General features: G+C 60.7%; 14 protein-coding genes and 1 pseudogene. 10 read left to right on the forward strand and 5 right to left on the reverse strand.

Annotated elements, in window-relative coordinates; genetic code table 11:
- Positions 1–405: 405 nt before the first annotated feature.
- Positions 406–549 carry a hypothetical protein gene (locus tag PQQ51_RS03395; RefSeq protein ID WP_408494840.1) on the forward strand — a complete coding sequence of 48 codons (144 nt, stop codon included), beginning with the start codon at positions 406–408 and terminating at the stop codon, positions 547–549.
- A 101-nt stretch (positions 550–650) separates the two neighbouring features.
- Positions 651–1037, forward strand: coding sequence for a hypothetical protein (locus PQQ51_RS03400; RefSeq protein WP_408494842.1), 387 nt, complete (start codon positions 651–653; stop codon positions 1035–1037).
- Between the two features lie 6 nt (positions 1038–1043).
- Here the strand turns inward: PQQ51_RS03400 and PQQ51_RS03405 are convergent, their stop codons facing one another.
- The 3 genes from PQQ51_RS03405 to PQQ51_RS03415 all read right to left on the reverse strand — a co-directional run bounded on the left by PQQ51_RS03405 (position 1044) and on the right by PQQ51_RS03415 (position 8033).
- Positions 1044–4028, reverse strand: a complete 2985-nt coding sequence (locus tag PQQ51_RS03405; protein ID WP_408494844.1) for a bifunctional diguanylate cyclase/phosphodiesterase — start codon at positions 4026–4028, stop codon at positions 1044–1046.
- Positions 4025–5332, reverse strand: coding sequence for an ABC transporter substrate-binding protein (locus tag PQQ51_RS03410; protein WP_408494846.1), 1308 nt, complete (start codon positions 5330–5332; stop codon positions 4025–4027). Before PQQ51_RS03410 ends, PQQ51_RS03405 begins: the two co-directional genes overlap by 4 nt.
- A 343-nt stretch (positions 5333–5675) precedes the next feature.
- Positions 5676–8033, reverse strand: a complete 2358-nt coding sequence (locus PQQ51_RS03415; RefSeq protein ID WP_408494848.1) for a hypothetical protein — start codon at positions 8031–8033, stop codon at positions 5676–5678.
- Positions 8034–9000: 967 nt separating this feature from the next.
- Here PQQ51_RS03415 and PQQ51_RS03420 point away from each other — a divergent pair.
- Both PQQ51_RS03420 and PQQ51_RS03425 read left to right on the forward strand, forming a co-directional pair.
- Positions 9001–10251 carry an NAD(P)/FAD-dependent oxidoreductase gene (locus PQQ51_RS03420; protein WP_408494850.1) on the forward strand — a complete coding sequence of 417 codons (1251 nt, stop codon included), beginning with the start codon at positions 9001–9003 and terminating at the stop codon, positions 10249–10251.
- 210 nt (positions 10252–10461) lie between these two features.
- Positions 10462–10962 (forward strand): acyl-CoA thioesterase, encoded by a 501-nt coding sequence (locus PQQ51_RS03425; RefSeq protein ID WP_408495184.1) that lies wholly within the window; start codon positions 10462–10464, stop codon positions 10960–10962.
- Positions 10963–11047: 85 nt separating this feature from the next.
- On the opposite strand, the gene PQQ51_RS03430 is transcribed toward PQQ51_RS03425, so the two are convergent.
- Positions 11048–12493, reverse strand: coding sequence for a sensor histidine kinase (locus PQQ51_RS03430; protein WP_408494852.1), 1446 nt, complete (start codon positions 12491–12493; stop codon positions 11048–11050).
- An 89-nt stretch (positions 12494–12582) separates the two neighbouring features.
- Positions 12583–13569 (reverse strand): response regulator, encoded by a 987-nt coding sequence (locus PQQ51_RS03435; protein ID WP_408494854.1) that lies wholly within the window; start codon positions 13567–13569, stop codon positions 12583–12585.
- A gap of 356 nt (positions 13570–13925) precedes the next feature.
- Between PQQ51_RS03435 and PQQ51_RS03440 the strand changes: the two are divergent.
- From PQQ51_RS03440 to PQQ51_RS03465, 6 genes and pseudogenes are all read left to right on the forward strand, one after another.
- A pseudogene (locus tag PQQ51_RS03440) lies at positions 13926–14955 on the forward strand (M14 family metallopeptidase).
- 162 nt (positions 14956–15117) lie between these two features.
- The gene (locus PQQ51_RS03445; protein ID WP_408494856.1) at positions 15118–15696 is read left to right on the forward strand and encodes a GNAT family N-acetyltransferase; all 579 of its coding nucleotides are present in this window, start codon (positions 15118–15120) and stop codon (positions 15694–15696) included.
- 55 nt (positions 15697–15751) lie between these two features.
- Entirely contained in the window at positions 15752–16651 is a 900-nt protein-coding gene (locus PQQ51_RS03450) for an ABC transporter substrate-binding protein (RefSeq protein ID WP_408495185.1), read from the forward strand.
- A gap of 61 nt (positions 16652–16712) precedes the next feature.
- Entirely contained in the window at positions 16713–17723 is a 1011-nt protein-coding gene (locus tag PQQ51_RS03455) for an LLM class flavin-dependent oxidoreductase (protein ID WP_408494859.1), read from the forward strand.
- A gap of 40 nt (positions 17724–17763) precedes the next feature.
- Entirely contained in the window at positions 17764–19086 is a 1323-nt protein-coding gene (locus PQQ51_RS03460) for an LLM class flavin-dependent oxidoreductase (RefSeq protein ID WP_408494861.1), read from the forward strand.
- Positions 19087–19103: 17 nt separating this feature from the next.
- Positions 19104–20909 carry an amino acid ABC transporter permease/ATP-binding protein gene (locus PQQ51_RS03465; protein ID WP_408494863.1) on the forward strand — a complete coding sequence of 602 codons (1806 nt, stop codon included), beginning with the start codon at positions 19104–19106 and terminating at the stop codon, positions 20907–20909.
- Positions 20910–20911: the final 2 nt, after the last annotated feature.

Below are 20911 nucleotides of genomic sequence, written 5' to 3' on the forward strand. Positions count from 1 at the left end.
AATAATTCTCATTTGAGAACGGATCGCATTTATACTCCCTTTCATTTTTGTGATCAAGCGCGGAGCGATGACACTCACGACAGCGCGGTTTTCGGCTTGATTGCGCGGAGTACGACCTCAGGTCGTTATGTATATGAAAGAAATGGGCGGTATTTTGTGCGGGTAGTCAGTGATCGATTGCGGCCCATCACGCGCCGCGAACATCACGAAAAATCGTCACATTGAGTTGCTATACAGGAATGGCAACGCTCATCGGAGATCGATTTGGACATTCGAAAGTCAGCCACACGCGTCGACGGTGCAACGAAACACCCTTTCGAAAACTGCTTCGTCGACTTGGGGGGACACTCGGCAGAACGGGCTCTTACTGCGCTCACTGCTGCGATACATGCGGCGCAGCGCGATATGAACGCGCTCACCTGGATCACCGACGCGCTGCCGGGCGCAACGCTCAAACCGGCGCTCGCGATCGGTACGGTCGGCGAGTTATACCGAACCTATACGCGCCCCGCCGAACTGGGCCGTCTGAAATCGGTGCTGCGCGCGTAACAGGCGATCGTTGAGGCCTGGAAAGCTGGCTTTAACTGAAGGGACGAGGCAATTAAGATGGAGGCTGAAACCTGCCTCCTATTGCCGGATACCTCACGCCAATGCCTTCTTCCGTCCGCAATTCGCTGCTCTGGATTTTCGACGCATTCGAGCGCGAGCCGACTTACGTCAGCAAGCGCATGTTCGGTAGCGACGCCGCTTATATCGACGGCCTGCTATGCCTCGTCGCCGCCGATCGCGCCAAACCGTGGAACGGCTTGCTGGTGTGCACGTCGCAGGAACGCCATCGCGCGCTCATCGACGAAATGCCTGCGTTGCAGCCGCATCCGGTACTGCGTAAATGGCTTTATGTGCCGCAAGACGATCCCGCGTTCGAAACCGTCGCGCAACAGATGACAGCGCTCGTGCTCGCGCGCGACCCGCGCGTGGGCGTCGAGCCGAAACCGCGACGCGGCTCGCGCGGGAAATCCGCGCTGCCGGATACGTGACCCGCGCTAAGCGGTTTCGCAGCGCTGGTTATCGGGCCTGGCTGCGGACTTTGCTTCGAGTTTCGGCCAGATAAGTTTCTCGAATTGCTCCGCCGAAACCGGCGCGGAATACAAAAAGCCCTGTGCGTAGTCACAATCGATATGGCGCAGGAAGTCGCGTTGCTCGTCCGTCTCGACACCTTCCGCAATCACTTTCAAGCCGAGCTTGTGCGCAAGCACCACCATCGCCTCGCACAGCGCCTGGTTGTCGCCGTCCGAGCCCAGGTTGTGCACGAACGAACGGTCGATCTTCAGATAGTCGATGTCGAAACGCTTCAGATAGGCGAGCGACGAATAGCCGGTTCCGAAGTCGTCGATCGACACACGTATCCCCGCGTCGCGGAAGATCAGCAGCTTGCCGTTCAATTCGGCATCCAGCAGCAGGCCTTCGGTGATTTCCACCGCAATGCTCTGTCCGGGCATTCCTTCGCGAAGAAGCGATTCGGACCACTGTTCGCATACCAGGCTATCCTGACGAATCTGCACCGGCGACATGTTCACGCTGATCTGAAACGACGGATGAAAGCGGCTACGCCAGTCGCGCACCTGCCGCACCGCCTGCCTGAACACCCAATCGCCGATCGGTACGATGAGCCCCGTGTCTTCGGCCAGCGGAATGAAGTCGAGCGGACTGATCATCCCGCGCTCCGGATGCAGCCAGCGGATCAGCGCCTCTGCTTTGCAGACCTCGCCGGTCGCGAGATCGACGATAGGCTGGTAATAGACGTGAAACTGCTCGCTCTGCAACGCGACGCGCAGATCGCTTGTGAGACGCAGGCGCCTTTCCGCCGCGACCTGCAAGTCGGGCGTGAAATAGCTGAAACGGTTGCGGCCGGCATTTTTCGCCGCGTACATCGCCTGGTCGGCGTTCTTGAACAGCACGTCGAGTTCGCGGGCATCAGTCGGATACAGCGTGACGCCGGCACTGGCGGAAATAAAGGCCTCCTCCGTACCGAACCTGAACGGCTCGGCCAGCTTGTCGATGATCGTCCGTGCGATCCGCTCGACGGTTTCGGTGTCGTCGAGTTCCGGCAGAATCACGGTGAACTCGTCGCCGCCGAGGCGGGCGACGGTATCGCATTCACGCACGCATGCGGTGATGCGCTTTGCGGCTTCGATCAGCAGAATGTCGCCGGTATCGTGCCCGAGCGAATCGTTGACCTCCTTGAAGCGATCGAGGTCGATCAGCATCAGTGCCATCGGCCGGCCTGAGCGATGCGACATGCGCGCCTTGTCGTCGAGACGGTCATGGAACATTTGCCGGTTCGGCAAATGCGTCAGTGCGTCGAAATTGGCCTGTTTCCAGATCGTCGCCTCGAATGCCATCCGGTCCGACAAATCGCGGCCCACCGCGAGCACCGAACTCACTTCACCCGATCCGTCGATCTCCGGCGTCAGGCGGATATGCGTGCATTGCTCGTGGCCATCCTTGCTGAGCCATCGCAGCTCGAATTGCGTGCTCTTTCTGCTGGCAATGGTCTCGCCGATCTTCTTCTCGTAGATCAGCGCATTCGAGCCGCCCGGAACTTCGGAGGGCCGCTTGCCGAGCGATTCAGCAAGATTGAATCCGGCCGACGTGCAGAACGCGGGATTGGCGTACGTGCGGCGCAAGTCGCGGTCGTAGCGAGTGATCGTATCCGGCGAATTCTCGATCAGCGTGCGCGACTCCTGTTCGCGACTGACGAGTTCCATCGTGCGCGTAATGACGGTCTGCTCAAGCGACGCGTTGATCTCGTTGATCTTCTGGATCTTCTGCCGCATCGCCGCGCTCATTCTCTCGAAGCGTTGCGCCAGCCTGCCGAGTTCGTCTTTTGCACCGGCATGAATGTTCTGTTCCGCCTGTGCGTCTGCTTCTGAGTCTGCTTCTGAGTCTGCTTCGGCGCCCGCGTCGTTGCCGCTATCGTGCATTTTCCGCACCAGTTCGATGAGCGGCGCCGAAATACTGTACGAGATGAAGTACGCGAGAAAAATCGACAGCAGGAAACCGGAGATGCCGACCAGCACGATCTGGTTGCGCACCGACTGCGCTTCGGCCATCAGCTTCTTTTCGGCGACCGTGCTGACCACATACCACGTGGTGCCGGGAATGTTCGTGTAGGCGGCGAAATAGCGTCCCGCGTGCCGGCCTTCGAAGTCGACAAAGCCGCTCGGCTCGCCGAATGGCGCGCTATTCGCGATCTTATTGACGAGACCCGGCTCGGCCGATCGATCTGCGTTCGCGGACGATCCGTCGGCTCGCGCGATCAGTTTGCTATTGCTCGCGTCGAGAACGTAGATCTCGGTGCCGCTTCCCAACGCGACGTCATTAAAAATCGTTGAGAAGTGTTCAGGGCTGATCACCAGCACCAGATTGCCGATCTGCCGGTTATTGCTCTTGCCGATGATCGCGCGCACCATCCCGAGATTCTGCTGCCCTGCGCCGTTGTCGTAACTGCCCCAGTAGGGCCGGCCGCTGAGATCCGGCGCCTGCTTGACGAGGCGCATCACCCCTTGGGTCAGTTGCGCGAATGCTTGCGTGTCCATGACCCGGTCGGTGGTGTCGAGTATGTATTTCTGATTGATGAAATTAACCGACCCGTAATGCTCGAGCAGCAGCCGCGTCATCTCCTCGCGCGCCTCGCTCTGTTCTTTCGCGCTGCCGGTCGCGACCTTCGTCAGACCGCCCTGAACAGGGTCCGACAACACCACCAGACTACTTTCCGTCTCGATCTGCTCCATCCGCAGCGAGATGTTCCTGGATACCTGTTTGACCACCTCTTTCGAGAATACTTCGGCCTTCTCCCTGATCGCCGCAGTCGACTCCACGTACGATATGTAGCCCGAAATCAGTATTGGTATCAAAGAAAGCAGGATGAATGCCGCGATCAGCCGGTAACGAATTTCGACCCGGCGCAGCAAATCCAGCGAGAAGTACGCGAAAACGCGTCGCAGCAAGCCAAGGAGCGATCTCATTTGTAATGCATCTTCGCTTCATGCTTGACGGACTCGTCGAGCAGCCTGGCCGCCTGGCTGGGCGAGATCTTCCTGAACAGCACGTCCTGCATCAAACGGTGCAGGCGCTCGATCGAGTTGGACGGGAACACCGAATAATAGGGGCTCGCGGTGACCGGATAACGACTGACCCTGTTCGTATAGTCGACGATCTTCTGATCGCTCACGATCGTCCCCGGCACTTGCTTGAACGGTGGAATGTTCTGGCGTTTTCTCTGCAGAATGGCAAACCCTTTCCCGGCGATGAACTCCAGAAAACGCATCGACGCCGCCTTGTTGCGCGTGTCGCACACCGCGAAGCCGGTTTCGCTGCCGATCACCGGCACGACCCGCTCGCCGGGTGCGTTCCACGGCGGAATGAAGACGCCGACCTCGAACGGATTGCCATGCAGCAACAGGCCCGCCGCCCAACTGCCGTGAAAAGCCATGGCGGCTTTACCGTCCTTGAACAGGCGTATGCCTTCATCGTAATCCGTCGCCATGAATCCTTCCTGCGTGAAACCGCGCTCGGGTATCAGCTTAAGCCCCGCAAAAATGTCCGCAACCTGCGGCGTGTTCAGATTCAGCGTGCCCTCGCCGATTTTCTGCTTCCACGTGGGTTCGTGAGCCACCACGTTGTTCGCAAAGCCAGAACTGAACGGGCCGTTGCCGAGCATGTTCGGGAATCCGCCGCTCCACACGATCGGCGTAAAGCCAGCGCGCTTCAGTTGCTCGCATGCCTTCAGGAACTCGCGGAAATTAGTCGGCAGTGCCTTGATCCCCGCCTTCGCGAACATGTCCTCGTTGTAGTAGATCAGGGTTGTCGCCACGCCGCCGGAGATGCCGAAGCTTCTGCCTTGACGGCTCGTCCAGTCGCCCTTCAGCGGGTCGAGCATGTTGTGCCATGCGGCTGTTGCCCCGACATCCGCGAGCGTGCCCTGATCCGCCAGTTCAGCAGCATAAGCGTTCGGATTGACGCTGACCACATCGGGCAGGTTACCGGAAGCGATCCGCGGCTTGATGTTCTCTTCGACCGAATTGCCGATCATGAACTGCACGTTCACGCGAATGTCCGGATTGAGCTTGCTGAACTCGGCCGCGATCTGCAGCATTTCTTCCGGCCAGTCCGGCGCCCAGATCAGCGCGGTGATCGTGGTGACCGCCGGCGTGGCCGCACTCGACGACGTCTCGTCTTGCTGCCTGCACGCGCATAACGATAACAGCGTCAGACCGAGCAATCCGGCAAGCAAGCAGGAAAACAGGGAGGCAAGCTGAGTTCGTCGCACTTGGGATTCAATCGTTGGTTTCGGGACGGATCAGGTGGGTGGCGGCGCGTGCAATGAACGAACCGGTGCCTACCGTGCATATCGGCAAAATATAACGGTTCTTTACCCAGGGCAAACTCGATGGATCGCGGATCGGCGCGAGGGCCTGTTTATCGACCGGATGACGACCGGATGCGATCGCTTCGGCTGGAGGCCAGGAGTGGGGGGAACGGCTGGTGTGGAGGAATCGAGGGCCGTGCGAGATGCACGACCGCGATATCGCGCGGCGGCATTCAGATCGAATGCGGAAGATCGACCGGCACGCCACGCATACTACCCGCGGCGCACCGGTCGCTTGCAGCGCTTATTGCCCGGTGTAACCGACCGGAGCCGTCGCGTTGGACTTCGCCAGCGTCGCGTTGGCCGACACGATGTACTGCGGCACTTCGGTGAGCGTCAACGTGGCCGTACCGTTGGTATAGGCAAGCGTGCTGATGTTGCCGTAGCCGTCGATCTTCGTCACATTGCCCGACGTACCCGGGCTATCCACCTGCAGCGAATAGCTGGTCGAATAGGTCTGGCTGTACAGGCCATTGCTCGCCGGCCACTGCGCATTGCTGTGCGCCCATGCCGCGGTCACGACCTTGCCGTTGCCGAGTTGCTGGAACGCGTACGCATAGACACCGGCCGGCGCATTCTTGACCCGGCCCAGCGTATTCGTGCCGTCGAGGGCGCGCGTCATCGTCGCGAAGGCCATGGCCTCCGGTTTCGGCGAAAGATTCGTCGCGCCGTACGCGCCTTGTGCGTCGCTCAGGTCGAAGAACGAGCCGTATCCCACTTCACCCGGATAGTCGGGGCCGTAGAACAGCGTCGTCAACTGCGCGCCGCCGCCGAGCACGATGATGTGCGAACGCACGCCAACCGCTGCATGAGCGAACAACTGGTTCTGCGACGGACCCGTCGAGCCGTAATTGATGCCCGGGTCGTAGCTCGTGCCTGCCTCGGTGAAGAAGAGCTTCATGTTCGGCTTGCCCGCCTGCATCACCGAGCGCAACTGCGCGACCAGATTGTCGAGTGCATTCGCCTGGTTCGCCGGATCCGGATCGGAGTCCTGCAACTCAGGCGGATGCGCCGGATACGTGCCCGCGTTCCAGTAGCCGTGCGACGAGACTGCATCGATGTAATTCCACAACCCCAGCGCGCCGAACTTCTGCAGATAACCGGTCGTACAGGTATCGCAATTCGACGGGAACGGGTTGGTCGTGCCCATCACGACCGCGTTCGGATCGGTCGAATGAATGCCCTGATACGCAGCCTTGTACATCGCGACAAAATTCGCGTCGCTGTCCGCCCAGCCGAGGCTCGGTTCCCACGTCACCTGGTAGTAGTTGCTCTGCTGGTTCGGATAGTACGCAGAGCGAATCAGACTGGTATCCGTGCCGACTCGCGCCATGAAGCTCTGGAACTCAGGCATGTTCGTCGGCGCGTAGTAGCTGTCGTTGAACTGGCCGGTCTTCGAATCCCAGGCCGGCAGTCCGTCGAGACGAACAATGCGCATCTGATCGGGATTGGCCTTGTAGAACGGATCCAGATCGTTCACGTTAGGCGTGTACGTGTTGGGACCATTGGGTTCCATGACCGACACCTGACGGTCGTCGATCGTCCACGAGATGCCCAGGTCGTGCAGCGCGGCGATATTGCCGTTGAATCCCTGCATGCCGAAGCGATGCTGATCCTGATGCGCATACGTCACGTTGCCGAGCACCGACGTGAGGTTAGGCAACACGCCGAATGTCGCGATGCCGGTCGGACGCGTGCCGCTCATCGGCAGCGTGCCGCCGTTCGAGCGCAACGTCGCCGTCAGCGCGCCATACCCGGACCACGTCGACGTGCAAGGAATCGTATTGGTCTGCACGCCGGTGCTGACCGCAAAACTGCCTTGTGCCTTGATTGCGCCGTTCGAGTCCGCGACCGACCAGACCACCGTGTCCGCGCTCGGCGCGTTCGTCGTGATCGCGAGCTTGAACGGTGCGTTGTTCTGGAAGATCCGCAGGCCGTCGGTGGTCGGCGTGTCGGCGCTGATCACGCCATTGGCGGTGCCGCCCGCGGTGTGAGTCGGCGCGCTGCATGAGAGCGTCGACGTGCTGGGGCTGGGGGTGGGGGCGGGTGCGGGCGTGGGTGTTGGGGTTGGCGTTGGCGTTGGCGTCGGAGCTGGTGCTGGTGCTGGTGCTGGTGCTGGTGCTGGTGCTGGTGCTGGTGCTGGTGCTGGTGCTGGTGCTGGTGCTGGTGCTGGTGCTGGTGCTGGTGCTGGTGCAGGCGTCGGCGCGGGGGCTGGCGTGGGCGTTGGGGTGGGAGTTGGCGTCGGTGCAGGTGCAGGTGCCGGCGCAGGTGCAGGCGTCCCACTCGCGGCAACCGCCCTTACCCAGCACGATTTTCCATAGCCGTACGCGGGATCGGTCTGCGAAACCGCGCCGACATAGCAACCGACTCCGTTGCTGAACGTGCGCGGCGCCGTCAACATCACCGAAGGCGAGTTGGGAGGAACCGCGCCGAACACCACCGAACCGGTGCCGAGGAATTTGCAGGTGCCGTTCTCCTGTCCGCACAACGTGTATTGCAGACCTGACACGGTGATGGTGCTCGCTGCGTGTGCGCTTTCCGCGCCAAACCACGCGAACACGGTTGCTGCCGCAACCCCCATGAGTTTCAAGTTACTCGTCATTGACTGTATGTATCGCTAAAAGCAGGTTATCCCCGAGGATGAGCAAGATCGAACTAAGCCGTCCCGCCTTGGCGTTGTTGACTACAGAGAGAGGTGAAACCGGCGAACGCGATGATCGCGTTCATTGCTGACGAAGCTCGCGCGTCTGCTAGGCCGCTGTCCGCGAACAGAGGACGTTATTCATTCGAACGTGCGCATACCGCTGCCATAGCGCAGCCAGATCACCCGTCGATTCACAGTCATTTGCTATTTATTACGGATTACTTACCATAATGTTTAAAAAATCTGTCTACCCTGACGCCATTTACGATTGCTTCCATGGATTGACGACGCGCAGCATTTATCGCGGCGTGAAGTTGCCGTTCGACGAAGTACAGCGATACAACGGGCAGTTGGCAGTCCGGCGACGGACAAGTGACAAACAAAACAGATGACGAACGGACGCAATCATGAACCAGCGGATCGCAGCCGTAACGCTGCATCCGTGCACGTTCATGTCTGACGATTGCTGCGCAAGCTTTACTGAGCAGCGAAATTTCCTCGCGAGTGCCCGGTATTACTTACAGCGGCGAATGGCAGACGAAGTATAAACGTTTCATCCGTGTAACGTATCGGCACGCTGGCGCGATAAGTAGTACTTCCAAGGATATCCGCTGTGACGTCCCCGTCGGTTTCGGAAAGAAATGGAAAGAGAAAAGCTCTGCCTCATTGAGCCGCTTAAAACGCAAGTCTTTATTTTTTCCAGGCCGGGAAATTTGAGCGACACAAACAAATGCACACGTCTATTTATATTATTAATATAAAACCCTATTGGAGAATGGTCGAAAAGACGCGATGATGGCTTCATTCACGGACTGACAATGCGTCGTCGCGGTCATCCAGTTGAACGCGCAACTATTCTCACGCATTACTCCAGTCAAGAAATTCAGTTGCGAAAGATCAGCCCGATAAGTGGAAAATACAGCCTATGAGACCAGTCAAATTCGATACCGTCGTACTCGGCGCGGGCATTGTCGGCGTGTCGGTTGCAGTGCATCTTCAGAAGCGCGGGCGCGCAGTCGCGCTGGTGGACCGCAAGCTGCCGGGCAACGAGACCTCGTTCGGCAATGCCGGGCTGATCCAGCGCGAAGGCGTCTACCCTTACGCGTTTCCACGCGACCTCGGCACATTGCTGCGCCATGCGCGCAACCAGTCGCTCGACGTCCGCTATCACGCGGATGCGCTGCTCAAGGTCGCGCCCTTCCTGTGGCAATACTGGCGCAATTCCCATCCCGAGAAACACGCGGCAATCGCGCGCGCGTACTCGACGTTGATCGAACATTGCGTCAGCGAACACCGCGCGCTGGCCGCGCAAGCGAACGCGAGTGCGTTGTTGCGGCCGATCGGCTGGATGAAAGTGTTTCGCACCGAGGCCCGACACCACGACGAAATACGGCTTGCCGAACAATGGAATCGTGAATATGGCGTTGCGTTCGAGTCGCTCGACGCCACCCGTTTGCAACAGATCGAACCCGATCTCGACAAGTCTTTAACAGGTGGCGTGCGCTATCCGCAGTCCGATTCCGTGAGCGATCCGAACGCGCTCGTCACCGCCTATGCGAAGTATTTCGAAGCACTCGGCGGCCGTTTTTTTATCGGCGATGCCAACTCGTTGCGCGAGCCGGGAGAACATTGGGAGGTCGACACGAACGCGGGCACGCTCGCCGCATCGTCTGCGGTGATCGCGCTGGGGCCGTGGTCGGATATGTTGAGCGCACGACTCGGTTACCGGCTGCCGCTCGCCGTCAAGCGCGGGTACCACATGCACTATGCGTCAAAGGGCGACGCTCGCCTCAACCAGCCGGTGCTCGACGCCGAGCGCGGCTATCTGCTCGCGCCGATGGCGAAAGGCATCCGCCTCACCACCGGCGCGGAGATCGCGCTGAACGAAGCGCCCCAAACGCCCACACAACTCGCCGCAGTCGAACCCATCGCGCGCACGCTGTTTCCATTGGGCGAGCGCCTTGACGAACAAGCATGGATGGGACGCCGCCCTTGCACTGCCGACATGATGCCGATCATCGGTCCAGCGGGACGTCACAAGAATTTATGGTTCGCGTTCGGCCACGCGCACCATGGGCTCACGCTAGGACCCGTAACAGGCCGTCTGATCGCTGAGATGATGACCGGCACGCAGACGTTCATCGACCCGCGGCCCTTCAGGGTCGACCGGTTTTAACCTGTTCTCTGCACGGCCATCGCACGGAGAACTTCGAAAACCGGTTCGCTCCGGCGAATACCCTTTGGCCGACGTCCGCGAGAATTTACGATTCATGTTTGCCAGCCAATAGCCAGATCACCCACAACGCCAACAGAATGGGATGTGCCTGCCGTATCGGCCGGCATGCGTGACTGCCGCAAGCAGTCATTCCTGAATAAGGAGCATCGTATGTTGATGCGTGATGTCATCCCCAACGTTCTGAACCGCGAATCCGTCCTTCTTTCGGAAGACCCGGCGGCGCCCGTCGCACTGAAGACCTTCCATCACGGGTTCGATATCTACCTGAAGGACTCGAACGCGTTCATGAATACCTATTTCTCGCGCTACTTCGAATGGCAAGGGGTGTGCCGCGAGCGCTGGTTCCACGAGTGCATTCACAACGACTTGCTGGGCTCGGACGGTATGTTCGTCACCAAACGCGCGCACCAGGAATACGTGCATGAGACCTTTCCGTTTCAACGGGTGGATTGCTACCTGAACACCGTGCAGGTCAGGCAGTGCTCGGCGTACCTGCTGTTTCGCTTCTTCGTGGACGGACGCAAGGTCTCGCAGGGTTACCAGCAGATCCTGTTCTCGGGAAGGGACCGGAAAATCAGGCGTTTTCCGGAAGGGATCATCGAGCGTGTGAAAGAGTACGAACTGCCGGTCTCGGCACTCGCCAACGCATAAAGGAGAAACGGGGGTTAAAAGGGCTCAAGGCGCTATAGAGGAATAACCCCAAGGCACTCACCGCGCCTGACGCCCACCTGCAACTTCAACGCTTCATGTTTTGACGCCGGCGCTCGGACCGCGCCGGCGCATTCGCCTGTGCCCGGTCGGCCGGAGAACCCGGCGTGGGCAACCAGACCGTGAAGGTTGTATGCGCACCGGGTATCGACGCGCATTCGATGCTGCCGCCCAGCATATCGACCGCACGTCGGCAGAATGCGAGCCCCATTCCCGCGCCGCTGCCGTGCCGCTTGGTTGAAAAGAACGCGTCGAAAATGTGCGGCAAGACGTCGGGCGCGATGCCCGGGCCGGTGTCGCGAAAACGCAGAACGCAGAAGCCCTGCTCTTCGGTAGCGCTAATGCTGATCTGGCCTTCGCCGCTCACGCGAATCGCGTGCAATGCGTTCTTGAGCAGATTGAACAGCACGAAGACGGCCAGCGTATCCGAGCCCGAGAAACACATGGTTTCGTCGATCGGCATGACGGTGACTCGCGCGCGCTCGTCGCCGCGGAACGGATAACGCTCCAGCGCCGAATTCACGCATTGCTGGATCGAATGCGGGCTAAAGCGCTTGCGATCGAGCCGGTCCAGCGTAAAAGAAGCCAGTGCCATTTCGACCATCGCGCTGGTACCCGAGACTTCCCGCCTGATCGACGTAGCGAGTTGGCTGATGCGTTCGGACTGTCCGGAATGCCCCTGATCGTCGTAGAGCCCGTGGGTGACCGCGAGCCGGTAGCCCTTGAACACGTGGGACCAGACGCTCGCGATTTCGTCCGCGTGCATGCCGATCGTCGCGAGCGGTGTGGCGATTTCGTGTGCGATGGTCGCCGCGAGCGCATACGGGTGGATCAGGTGATAGCGCACGATCGTGATGGCCAGAAGCCCGAGGCTGAGGGCAATGAACAGCACGCCGGGCGGGTAGATCGGCAAGCCGTAGTTGACCGCGTAATCGACCGCCGCGAACGAGTACAGGCACAGGCTCGCCAGGCACAGATCGAGACGCCTGCGCGCCTCGTTGCCGGCCTTCTTGCGGGCGGCGAGCAGAAGCTGTGCGCTGCGCAACGAGAGCAACACCGTCTGCAGTACATGCAAAGGATGCAGCGTTCCGGCGGCCGGATAGTAGCCGAAGAAGTAGTGGCGATAGCCGGCGATCACTTCGTCGCCGGGAAGCAGCACGGCGAGCACGACGCAGATGCCGTAGGACACCAGCAGCAGCGGCCGTTCGCGGCGGCGCGCCGCCACTTCGGTGACGAAATGATAGAACGTGGTGGGCAGAAAAAGAATGAACAGATAGCCCACCCGGACCAGCACGCTCGCGATATGGGGATTGTGAGTCTGGAACAGCAGGGTCCACGTGCCCTGCCATGCGAAGGTCGTCGCGCACATCAGGATGAACGGCGCGGACAGGCGGTTGAAACCCTGAGTAATCAGCACGTAGAGCCCGAACACCACGAACAGCGCGGACACGAAGGCAGTCGGGATCGCGTACATGGGGCTCTATGTGTCTCGAAACGTGGATCCAGGCCGGCATTTTTTACAGCCCGGTCCGCTACTCATCAGGACGGTAGCCGCCCTCTTCTTCAGACCGGCGCTCGCTGATTCCGGTCGTCGCGCCATTGCGAGAATGTCAGCGGGTTCAGGCCCGGGTTCAAGCCCACCTCGCCCGGCTCGATTCTGGCCCAGCCATAGAACGCGTCCTCCCAGCCCGGAATCTGATACGGCTTCAGTTCCTTGTACCGGGTGCCCGGACGGTAGGCCATTTCCGGCCAGAAAAGCGGCATCGTTTCGCGCACTGCCATGCGCTTCAACAGGTCAGCCGGCCCGCTCTCGTCAGCGACGATCTCGCCCTGCGAGATCCAGTCGCTCTCCGCCCACGCGACAAAAACGCTCGGCTTGCCGGCGCGGTCGAACATCAGGATCGCGTTCTGCTCCGGCCGCCAGTAGTACTCGACGATGCCTTCGGCAGCCACCAGCTCGTCGATCACGCGCCTCGTGCGCGGGTCGCAATAGGTCATGCCGTTGTCGCCCAGACCCAGCCAGCCGGCTTCCGCGCAATGCCTGCGCCTCGCGTCGTTCAGAAAATGGACCAGCCGGTTCGCCGAATCGCCGTCGGTCTTGCGCAGATACAGATCGACGATGCCGGCATTGAACGCCTTGACCGCGACTGTTTCATCCGCAACACCGGTCAGCAGCACTTTTGCACAACGCAAACTGGACAGCGACGAAAGAAAATCGACGCCGCTCATGCCCGGCATGTCGTAATCGACGACAACCGCGGCCACTTCCTCGAAACGCAGATCGCGGGTCAGGATGTCGCGCTCCGCCGAGGTTTCGACGAACCGCTCGATACCGGTTTCGCTCAGGCACGCCGACGCGGGCGCGAACTCCAGCGAATTCTCGCGCGCGTGCTTGCGGATGAAAGCAAGCGCCGTTTGCGGGCGGGTAAAGAACAGATTAGTGGAGACATCCGGAAAGAAGCGACGCAAAGCGTCGAGATAGCTGTCGTTGTCGTCCACGAAAACGACGGAGGCCGGATATAAAACGGGGGGTCGGATAAAGTTGTTCATATTTTCACGTGGTTCGTCACGGCACTGCCTGATTCCGGTAGAACCATATAGTACCGGGGTCTGTACTTTAACTGTGCAACTTGCTTGGTCTTTCAGGCACGCTATGCCAATTGAGTACCACGCACTCAAGCAAGCCGACCCGAAACCGGCGGCCAGCGGGCGCTCGCGGCTGAACCGCGCTGCCATCACCACTTAATTGTGAAATCCCCCGTGAAAATCCCTATTCTCAATCGCTCTCGATAAATGCAGATCGAGCAACCTATGCTCTGATCGCTATATCGATCTATCCATTGCTTCGTGGCGACGCAAGTGGAACGGCAACAGAATGAGGCGATCGTGAAACTCCGACACTCATCATGTCCGCTATCTCCGCTCCGCAATCGCCCAGTCCCATCCGCAGCGAAGTCGACCTCGACGCCGACGGCAAGCACGCCGGTTACCTGCGGGTGCCGCATTCCGTTCACCGCTCCGCTTATGAGCTGGTTGCCGGTGCCGATCGTTTCCATCCGCAATGGAGACGGCCCTGTCGTGTTGATCATGGCCGGCAATCACGGCGACGAATACGAAGGCCAGATCCTGGTCTCGCAATTGATCTTCGATCTCGAAGCCGAGGACATCCAGGGTCAACTGATCTTTCTGCCGGCGGCCAACGCGCCCGCTGCGGAAGCCGGCTTGCGCACCTCGCCGGTCGACGGCGGCAATCTGAACCGTGCGTTTCCGGGCAATCCCGACGGCACGCCGACCCAGGTCATTGCGCACTACATCGAACACACGTTGCTCAACCGCGCCGACTATCTCGTCGATTTGCATTCGGGCGGCAGTTCGCTTTTATATGGCGGCGCCAACATGCTCGCGATCGATCCACGCGACAGCGACGAGCGCGAGAGGATCATTGCGCTACTAAAGGCATTCGGCCTGCCCAATGCGTTTCTGCATAAGGAAAACCCGGTGCATGCGGCATCGGCGGCTCGACGCCAGCGCGCGTTGTCCATCACGACGGAACTCGGCGGTGGTGGAACGGTGAACCCGGCATTGATTCGCGATGCGCGCCGTGGGCTGCTGCACTTTCTCGGCTTCATCGAGTTGCTGCATGGGCGCCTGGTCCCCGAGAGGCCGCCGGCTGCGACGCGCTTCCTGCGCGTGGCCGGCTCGAGCCACTATGTGTATGCGTACGAAAGCGGCCTGTTCGAACCGCTTGTCGAACTCGGCGAACGCGTCAGTGCGGGGCAACCGGCAGCTCGCATCCACTTCCCCGATACGCCTTTGCGCGAACCCGTCACGCATCATTTTCAGGCCGCTGGCGAAGTGGTTTGCAAACGCGTACCCGCGCTTGTACGGCGCGGCGATTGTCTTTTCCATCTCGCAGAAGACTATCCGCTCACCTGACCCGCGCGCTCAGTTCTGCCTGACATATTGCCGGTTTGTCCGCATTGACGACTGATGCCACGGCCATCGATATGGATATGGCAATTGCTTCTTTAGTCCGTGCGGAATCCGAAGCTATCGTAGCTGCACCCCGATCAATGCATCCATGCAATCTGGTTATCCATGAGCGACAGCATTCTCGATACCACCACGCTCGATCCTCGCGCCAAGCCGTTGATCGATGCATTGCAGAACGAATATGCAACGCGCTACGAGCCGTACAGGAAAGACGGTGGCGCGGCCGCCGCGCAGGAAATGAAGCGCTATCCGCCCGAAGCCTTCGCGCCGCCGCACGGTGCGTTTGTTCTATTGCTGCGCGACGGTGCAGCGATCGCGGGCGGCGCGTTCAAGCGTTACGACGAACGCACGGCGGAACTCAAACGCATCTGGACTCGCGACGATGTGCGCCGCCAGGGTCTCGCAAGAAAAATCGTGCAAGCGCTCGAATTGCGCGCGCTGAATCAGGGCTACACGCGCGTCTATCTGACGACCGGCTTCAGACAACCCGAAGCATGGGGTCTCTATAGCGACTGCGGCTACACGAGCCTGTTCGATTCCGCGGTCGAGCCGGAGGTGCTGGTGCAACTTCGATACGGCAAGGACCTGCTCGAACCGGGGCGCACCGACACGCTCGACGATCTCTACAGCAAGGAACCCACGCTGGTTGCTCACGACTCTTCCTCCATCGCCTCTCCGGATTAAAAACAGAACCGCCATGAAAACCACCCACAATTTTTCATCTCTCGTTCTGGCCGGCATGATGGGCGCCGCGCTGATCTTCAGCTCCGCGTCGTTTGCCGCCACCGGTTTCGACCTGAGCCCCGAGCAACCCGGACGTCTGCACACGGCTCCGGACTCCAATGCGATCAAGGCGCTGCCGGCCAATTTCCCGTTCATCAAAAGCGACACGCTAACGGTCGGCCTCGTCGTCGCGCATCCGCCGATCAGCACCTATGCGACCGACGCGAAAACGGTAGTCGGGTTCGATCCGGACCTCGCACAACTCGTCGCGGACAGTCTCGGGCGCAAGCTGAACCTCGTGATACTCGCGTGGCCCGACTGGCCGCTCGCGCTCGCGTCGGGCAAAGTGGACGTGGTGATTTCGAACGTGACCGTGACGGAGGAACGCAAGGCCAAGTTCGATTTCTCGACCTATCGTCGCGATCTGGTCGGCTTTTACGTGAAGAACGATAGTCCGATCAAGTCGATCAAGGAACCGAAGGACATTGCGGGCCTCAGGGTCATCACGGACGCCGGCACCAATCAGGAAAAGATCCTGCTGGAGTGGGACAAGGAAAATGTCGCGCACGGACTCAAGCCGATTTCGGTGCAGTACTACGACGACGACGCGGTCAAAGCCGTCGCGCTGCAATCGGGTCGCGCGGACGCCATCTTCAGCGTCAACGCCGCGCTCGCGTATGAGGCCGCGCGGCAAGGCAAGACCCGCGCGGTCGGCGCAATAAGCGGCGGCTGGCCGCGCACCGCGGAACTCGCCGTCACGTCGCGCAAAGGCAGCGGCCTCGCCGATCCGCTCACCGTTGCGCTCAACGATCTCATCCGCAACGGCACGTATCTGTCCCTGCTGCAACGCTGGAAGCTCGATTCCGAAGCGATCGACAAAGCCGCCACGAATCCGCCGGGTCTGCCGAAGACCTGACAAGCGCGCGCGTTGAACCGCTGCACCGCCCACTTCCTGTCTTTCGATAGCCGCTACCGTCATGGCTTATTCACTCTCCTTGCTGGACAAAAGCCCAATCGCGGAAGGCGCGTCCGCCGCGGACGCGCTCAGCTTCACCGTGAAGCTCGCGAAACGCGCCGAAGAACTCGGCTACCGGCGTTTCTGGATCGCCGAACATCACGGTTCGCCGACGCTCGCGAGTTCCGCGCCCGAGATCGTCATCTCGCACGTGCTCGCGCATACGTCGCGCATTCGCGTCGGCTCGGGCGGCGTGATGCTGCAGCACTACAGTCCGTTCAAGGTCGCCGAAACGTTCAAGCTGCTCGCGGCGCTCGCGCCCGGCCGCGTGGATCTCGGCGTAGGCAAGGCGCCCGGTGGGCTGCCGCTCACGACAAAAGCGCTGCAATGGCTGCAGGACAAAACCCGCAAGCCCGATTTCGCGTCGCAACTCGCGGAACTCGACGCGTTCCTCGCGCTTGGCGTCGCTGAAGATCATCCGCTCGCGGGCGCACTCGCGCTGCCGGTTCCACCCGCGCCGCCGGAGCGGATCCTGCTCGGCGGCAGCCCCGAAAGCGCAGCGCTCGCCGCGCGGCACGGCTGGCAATTCTGCTACGCCGGCCATTTCAACGGCGACGAAGCCAACATCGAGCGTTCGGTGCAGACCTATCGGGACGCGACAGGACACGCGCCGCTCCTCGCGCTTTACGCGGTGGTCACGCAATCTCAGGAAGAAGCCGATCGGCTCGTCGGGCCGTTGCGGCTTTTCAGGTTGCAACTGTCGAGCGGACAAAGCTTCAACCTCGCCACGGCCGAAGCCGCGGCGGAATTCGCGCGGCAAAGCGGCGTGAATTCCACCAGCGACTATCGCGTCGAAGAACGCCGGCCGCACGTAGTCAAAGGCACACCCGAGCAGGTGCGCGAACAACTCGACGCGCTGAGCGCGCGTTTCGGCATTCAGGAGTTCGTAGTCGATTCGCCGCTCGTCAGCTATCCGGAGCGGCTGCGCTCGGTCGAACTGCTGGGCAGCCTTCTCGAAAGCGTCCACGCGTGACGCATCCCTCAACCTTTTCACCCGAGCGGCGGACGACGTCATGAGCACGCAAAACATCAGCTTTGGAATCATGTTGCACGGTGCAGGCGGCCACATGAATTCGTGGAAGCATCCCGATGGCCCGGCGGATGCCAGCGTCAATCTGGACTACATCGTCAAAACCACGCAGAAGGCCGAGGCGAACGGCATTGTCTTCGCATTCGTGGCCGACGGCCTGTACATCAACGAGAAATCGATCCCCCACTTTCTCAACCGTTTCGAGCCGATTTCGATTTTGTCCGCGCTGGCCACGGTCACGTCGAAAATCGGCCTTGCGGGTACGGTCTCCACGTCGTATAGCGATCCGTTCACCGTGGCGCGGCAGTTTGCATCGCTCGATCTGATCAGCGGCGGACGCGCGGGCTGGAACGTCGTCACGACGCCGCTCGAAGACACCGCGAAAAACTACGGCGGCTCGCATCCCGAGCACGCAGTGCGCTACGAAATCGCCGACGAGTACCTCAGCGTCGCAGAAGGACTGTGGGATAGTTGGGATGACGATGCATTCGTGCGCGACCGGAAAAGCGGTGTGTTCTTCGATCGCAGCAAACTTCACACGCTCGATCACAAGGGCAAGTTCTTCCAGGTGGCTGGGCCGCTGAACATTCAGCGCTCGCCGCAAGGCCAGCCGGTGATCTTCCAGGCGGGCTCGTCCGATGCGGGGATCGCGCTCGCCGGCAAGTATGCCGACGCGGTATTCACGCACTCGATCTCGGTCGAAGAAACAAAGGGCTTCGCGCAACGCGTGAAAGACAGCGCGGTCGAACACGGCCGCGAACGCGACGAAGTCCGGATCTTTCCGGGCATCGGCCCCGTGGTTGCGGCGACGCAGGCCGAAGCCGACGAGAAATACCGCGTGATCAGCGAGTTGCTGACCATCGACGAAGCGCTCGCCTATCTCGGACGCTTCTTCGATCATCACGACTTCGGCCAGTATCCGCTCGACGCGCCCTTTCCCGAACTCGGCGAGATCGGCCGCAACAGCTTCCGCTCGACCACGGACCGCATCAAGGCGAATGCACGCGCGAACGGTTCGACGTTGCGTCAGGTGGCGCTCGAAGTCGCGACGCCGAAAACGCAATTCGTCGGCACAGGCGCGCACGTCGCCGAGGAATTGATTCGCTGGGTCGATGCGGGTGCCGCAGACGGATTCATTCTGGGCTTTCCGGTGCAGTCGCAAGGACTCGACGATTTCATCCGCTTCGTGATTCCCGAACTCGAAAAGCGCGGCCGCTACGAGCGCACGCTGAAGGGCGCGACGCTGCGCGACCATCTCGGCCTGCGACGCAAGGCAAGCCGCTATGCGCTCGCGGAAGCGATCTGACGACACGCGAGGCGCATATGAACGATTCCGCAGAAATCCTGAACTCGCCGCTCGGCGCAGCCCAGCCCCATACGAACGCAACCGCGGACCGTGAGCGCTATCGGATCGTGCCGGCGCGGCACCGCGCGCGTACGATCGGCACGCTGTTCGCCGGGCTGGTGATCGTCGTCGTGCTCGACTCGGTGCTGAGCAATCCGCGCTGGGGATGGAGCGTGTTCGCCGAGTGGTTCCTGTCGGAACCGGTGCTCTCCGGTTTGGGACGCACGCTGATTCTCACCGCGCTCGGCGCCGTACTCGGCTTCTCGCTCGGCATTCCGATCGCGCTGGCGCGCGTGTCGCGCTCGCCGCTTCTCGCGGGTATCGCGTGGGCGTTCGTGTGGCTGTTCCGCTCGATTCCGCTGATCGTGCTGCTGCTGATTCTCAACAACCTCGGTTATCTGTACGAAACGGTCTGGCTTGGCATACCGTTCACGAACATCTCGTTCCTCAGCATGCCGACCACCGAGCTGATCAGCCCGTTCTTTGCGGCCGTACTGGGCCTGACGCTCAATCACGCGGCGTTTTCCGCCGAGGTGATTCGCGGCGGCATCCTTTCCGTCGACCAGGGGCAACTCGAAGCGGCCGGCGCGCTCGGCTTGCCGCGCTCGCGCCAGGCCCGGCGCATCGTGTTGCCGCAGGCGATGCGCGCGATCCTGCCCACCGCGTTCAACGATCTGATCGCGCTCGCGAAGGGTTCGTCGATGGTCTATGTGCTGGCGATGCCCGAGTTGTTCTACACGGTGCAGATCATCTACCGGCGCAATCTCGAAGTCATTCCGCTGCTGATGGTGGCCACCGTCTGGTATCTGATCATTCTGACCGTGCTTTCTGCGATTCAGGTTTATGTGGAGCGTCACTATTCGCGAGGCGCCACTCGCAATCAGGCGGCGTTGCCGTTCGGCGGTCTCCTGAATTCGCTCGTGAAGCATCTTGGGGTTGAGCCCAAGAAGTCCAATACCGAATCCTCCACATCGCCCGTCGCAACAAAACAAACCATCGAAAACCCGTGGACCGATCAGCGCGCAGGCGGCGCAATCTCCATCCAGCGGATCTCGAAGAGCTACGGTTCACTCAAGGTGCTCGACAACGTATCGCTGACCATGCCACCCGGCAGCGTGACGGTAATCCTCGGCCAGTCCGGCTCGGGCAAGTCGACGTTGCTGCGAACCATCAATCACCTCGAACGAGTGGATGAAGGCCTGATCGACATCGATGGCGAATTCATCGGCTATCGACGCGAAGGCCACACGTTGTACGAACTGAAGGAAAAGGACATCCTGCGCCGCCGTATCGAAGTCGGCATGGTGTTTCAGAACTTCAACCTGTTCCCGCATCTGACGGTGCTCGAAAACCTGGTCGAAGCACCGCTCGCGCACGGCACCGCGACGCGCGCCGAAGCCGGGAACATCGCGCGTAGTCTGCTCGCGCGCGTCGGACTGGCCGGCAAAGCCCATGCGTGGCCGCGGCAACTGTCGGGCGGTCAGCAACAGCGGGTCGCGATTGCGCGTGCGCTGGCGCTCAAGCCGAAGGTGTTGCTGTTCGACGAACCCACGTCGGCGCTCGATCCCGAACTCGTCAACGAAGTACTCGACGTCATCAAGGAACTGGCCCGCTCCGGCACCACGATGGTCATCGTCACGCACGAAATCGGCTTTGCACGCGAAGTGGCCGATACGATCGTTTTCATGGACCAAGGCCGGATCGTCGAATCGGGGCCGCCGGCAAAAGTGCTCAACGCGCCTGAACATTCGCGCACTCGCGAATTCCTTTCACGGGTTCTTTAAAT

Source organism: Paraburkholderia xenovorans, from assembly GCF_046030735.1.
Classification (GTDB): Bacteria; Pseudomonadota; Gammaproteobacteria; order Burkholderiales; family Burkholderiaceae; genus Paraburkholderia; species Paraburkholderia xenovorans_A.

Coding starts and splice junctions, on each gene's coding strand:
- PQQ51_RS03435 (WP_408494854.1), bottom strand. CDS start 13,569: ATGAACAACTTTATCCGACCCCCCGTTTTATATCCGGCCTCCGTCGTT.
- PQQ51_RS03420 (WP_408494850.1), top strand. CDS start 9,001: ATGAGACCAGTCAAATTCGATACCGTCGTACTCGGCGCGGGCATTGTC.
- PQQ51_RS03415 (WP_408494848.1), bottom strand. CDS start 8,033: ATGACGAGTAACTTGAAACTCATGGGGGTTGCGGCAGCAACCGTGTTC.
- PQQ51_RS03425 (WP_408495184.1), top strand. CDS start 10,462: ATGTTGATGCGTGATGTCATCCCCAACGTTCTGAACCGCGAATCCGTC.
- PQQ51_RS03460 (WP_408494861.1), top strand. CDS start 17,764: ATGAGCACGCAAAACATCAGCTTTGGAATCATGTTGCACGGTGCAGGC.
- PQQ51_RS03455 (WP_408494859.1), top strand. CDS start 16,713: ATGGCTTATTCACTCTCCTTGCTGGACAAAAGCCCAATCGCGGAAGGC.
- PQQ51_RS03445 (WP_408494856.1), top strand. CDS start 15,118: ATGAGCGACAGCATTCTCGATACCACCACGCTCGATCCTCGCGCCAAG.
- PQQ51_RS03430 (WP_408494852.1), bottom strand. CDS start 12,493: ATGTACGCGATCCCGACTGCCTTCGTGTCCGCGCTGTTCGTGGTGTTC.
- PQQ51_RS03400 (WP_408494842.1), top strand. CDS start 651: ATGCCTTCTTCCGTCCGCAATTCGCTGCTCTGGATTTTCGACGCATTC.
- PQQ51_RS03405 (WP_408494844.1), bottom strand. CDS start 4,028: ATGAGATCGCTCCTTGGCTTGCTGCGACGCGTTTTCGCGTACTTCTCG.
- PQQ51_RS03450 (WP_408495185.1), top strand. CDS start 15,752: ATGATGGGCGCCGCGCTGATCTTCAGCTCCGCGTCGTTTGCCGCCACC.
- PQQ51_RS03395 (WP_408494840.1), top strand. CDS start 406: ATGAACGCGCTCACCTGGATCACCGACGCGCTGCCGGGCGCAACGCTC.
- PQQ51_RS03465 (WP_408494863.1), top strand. CDS start 19,104: ATGAACGATTCCGCAGAAATCCTGAACTCGCCGCTCGGCGCAGCCCAG.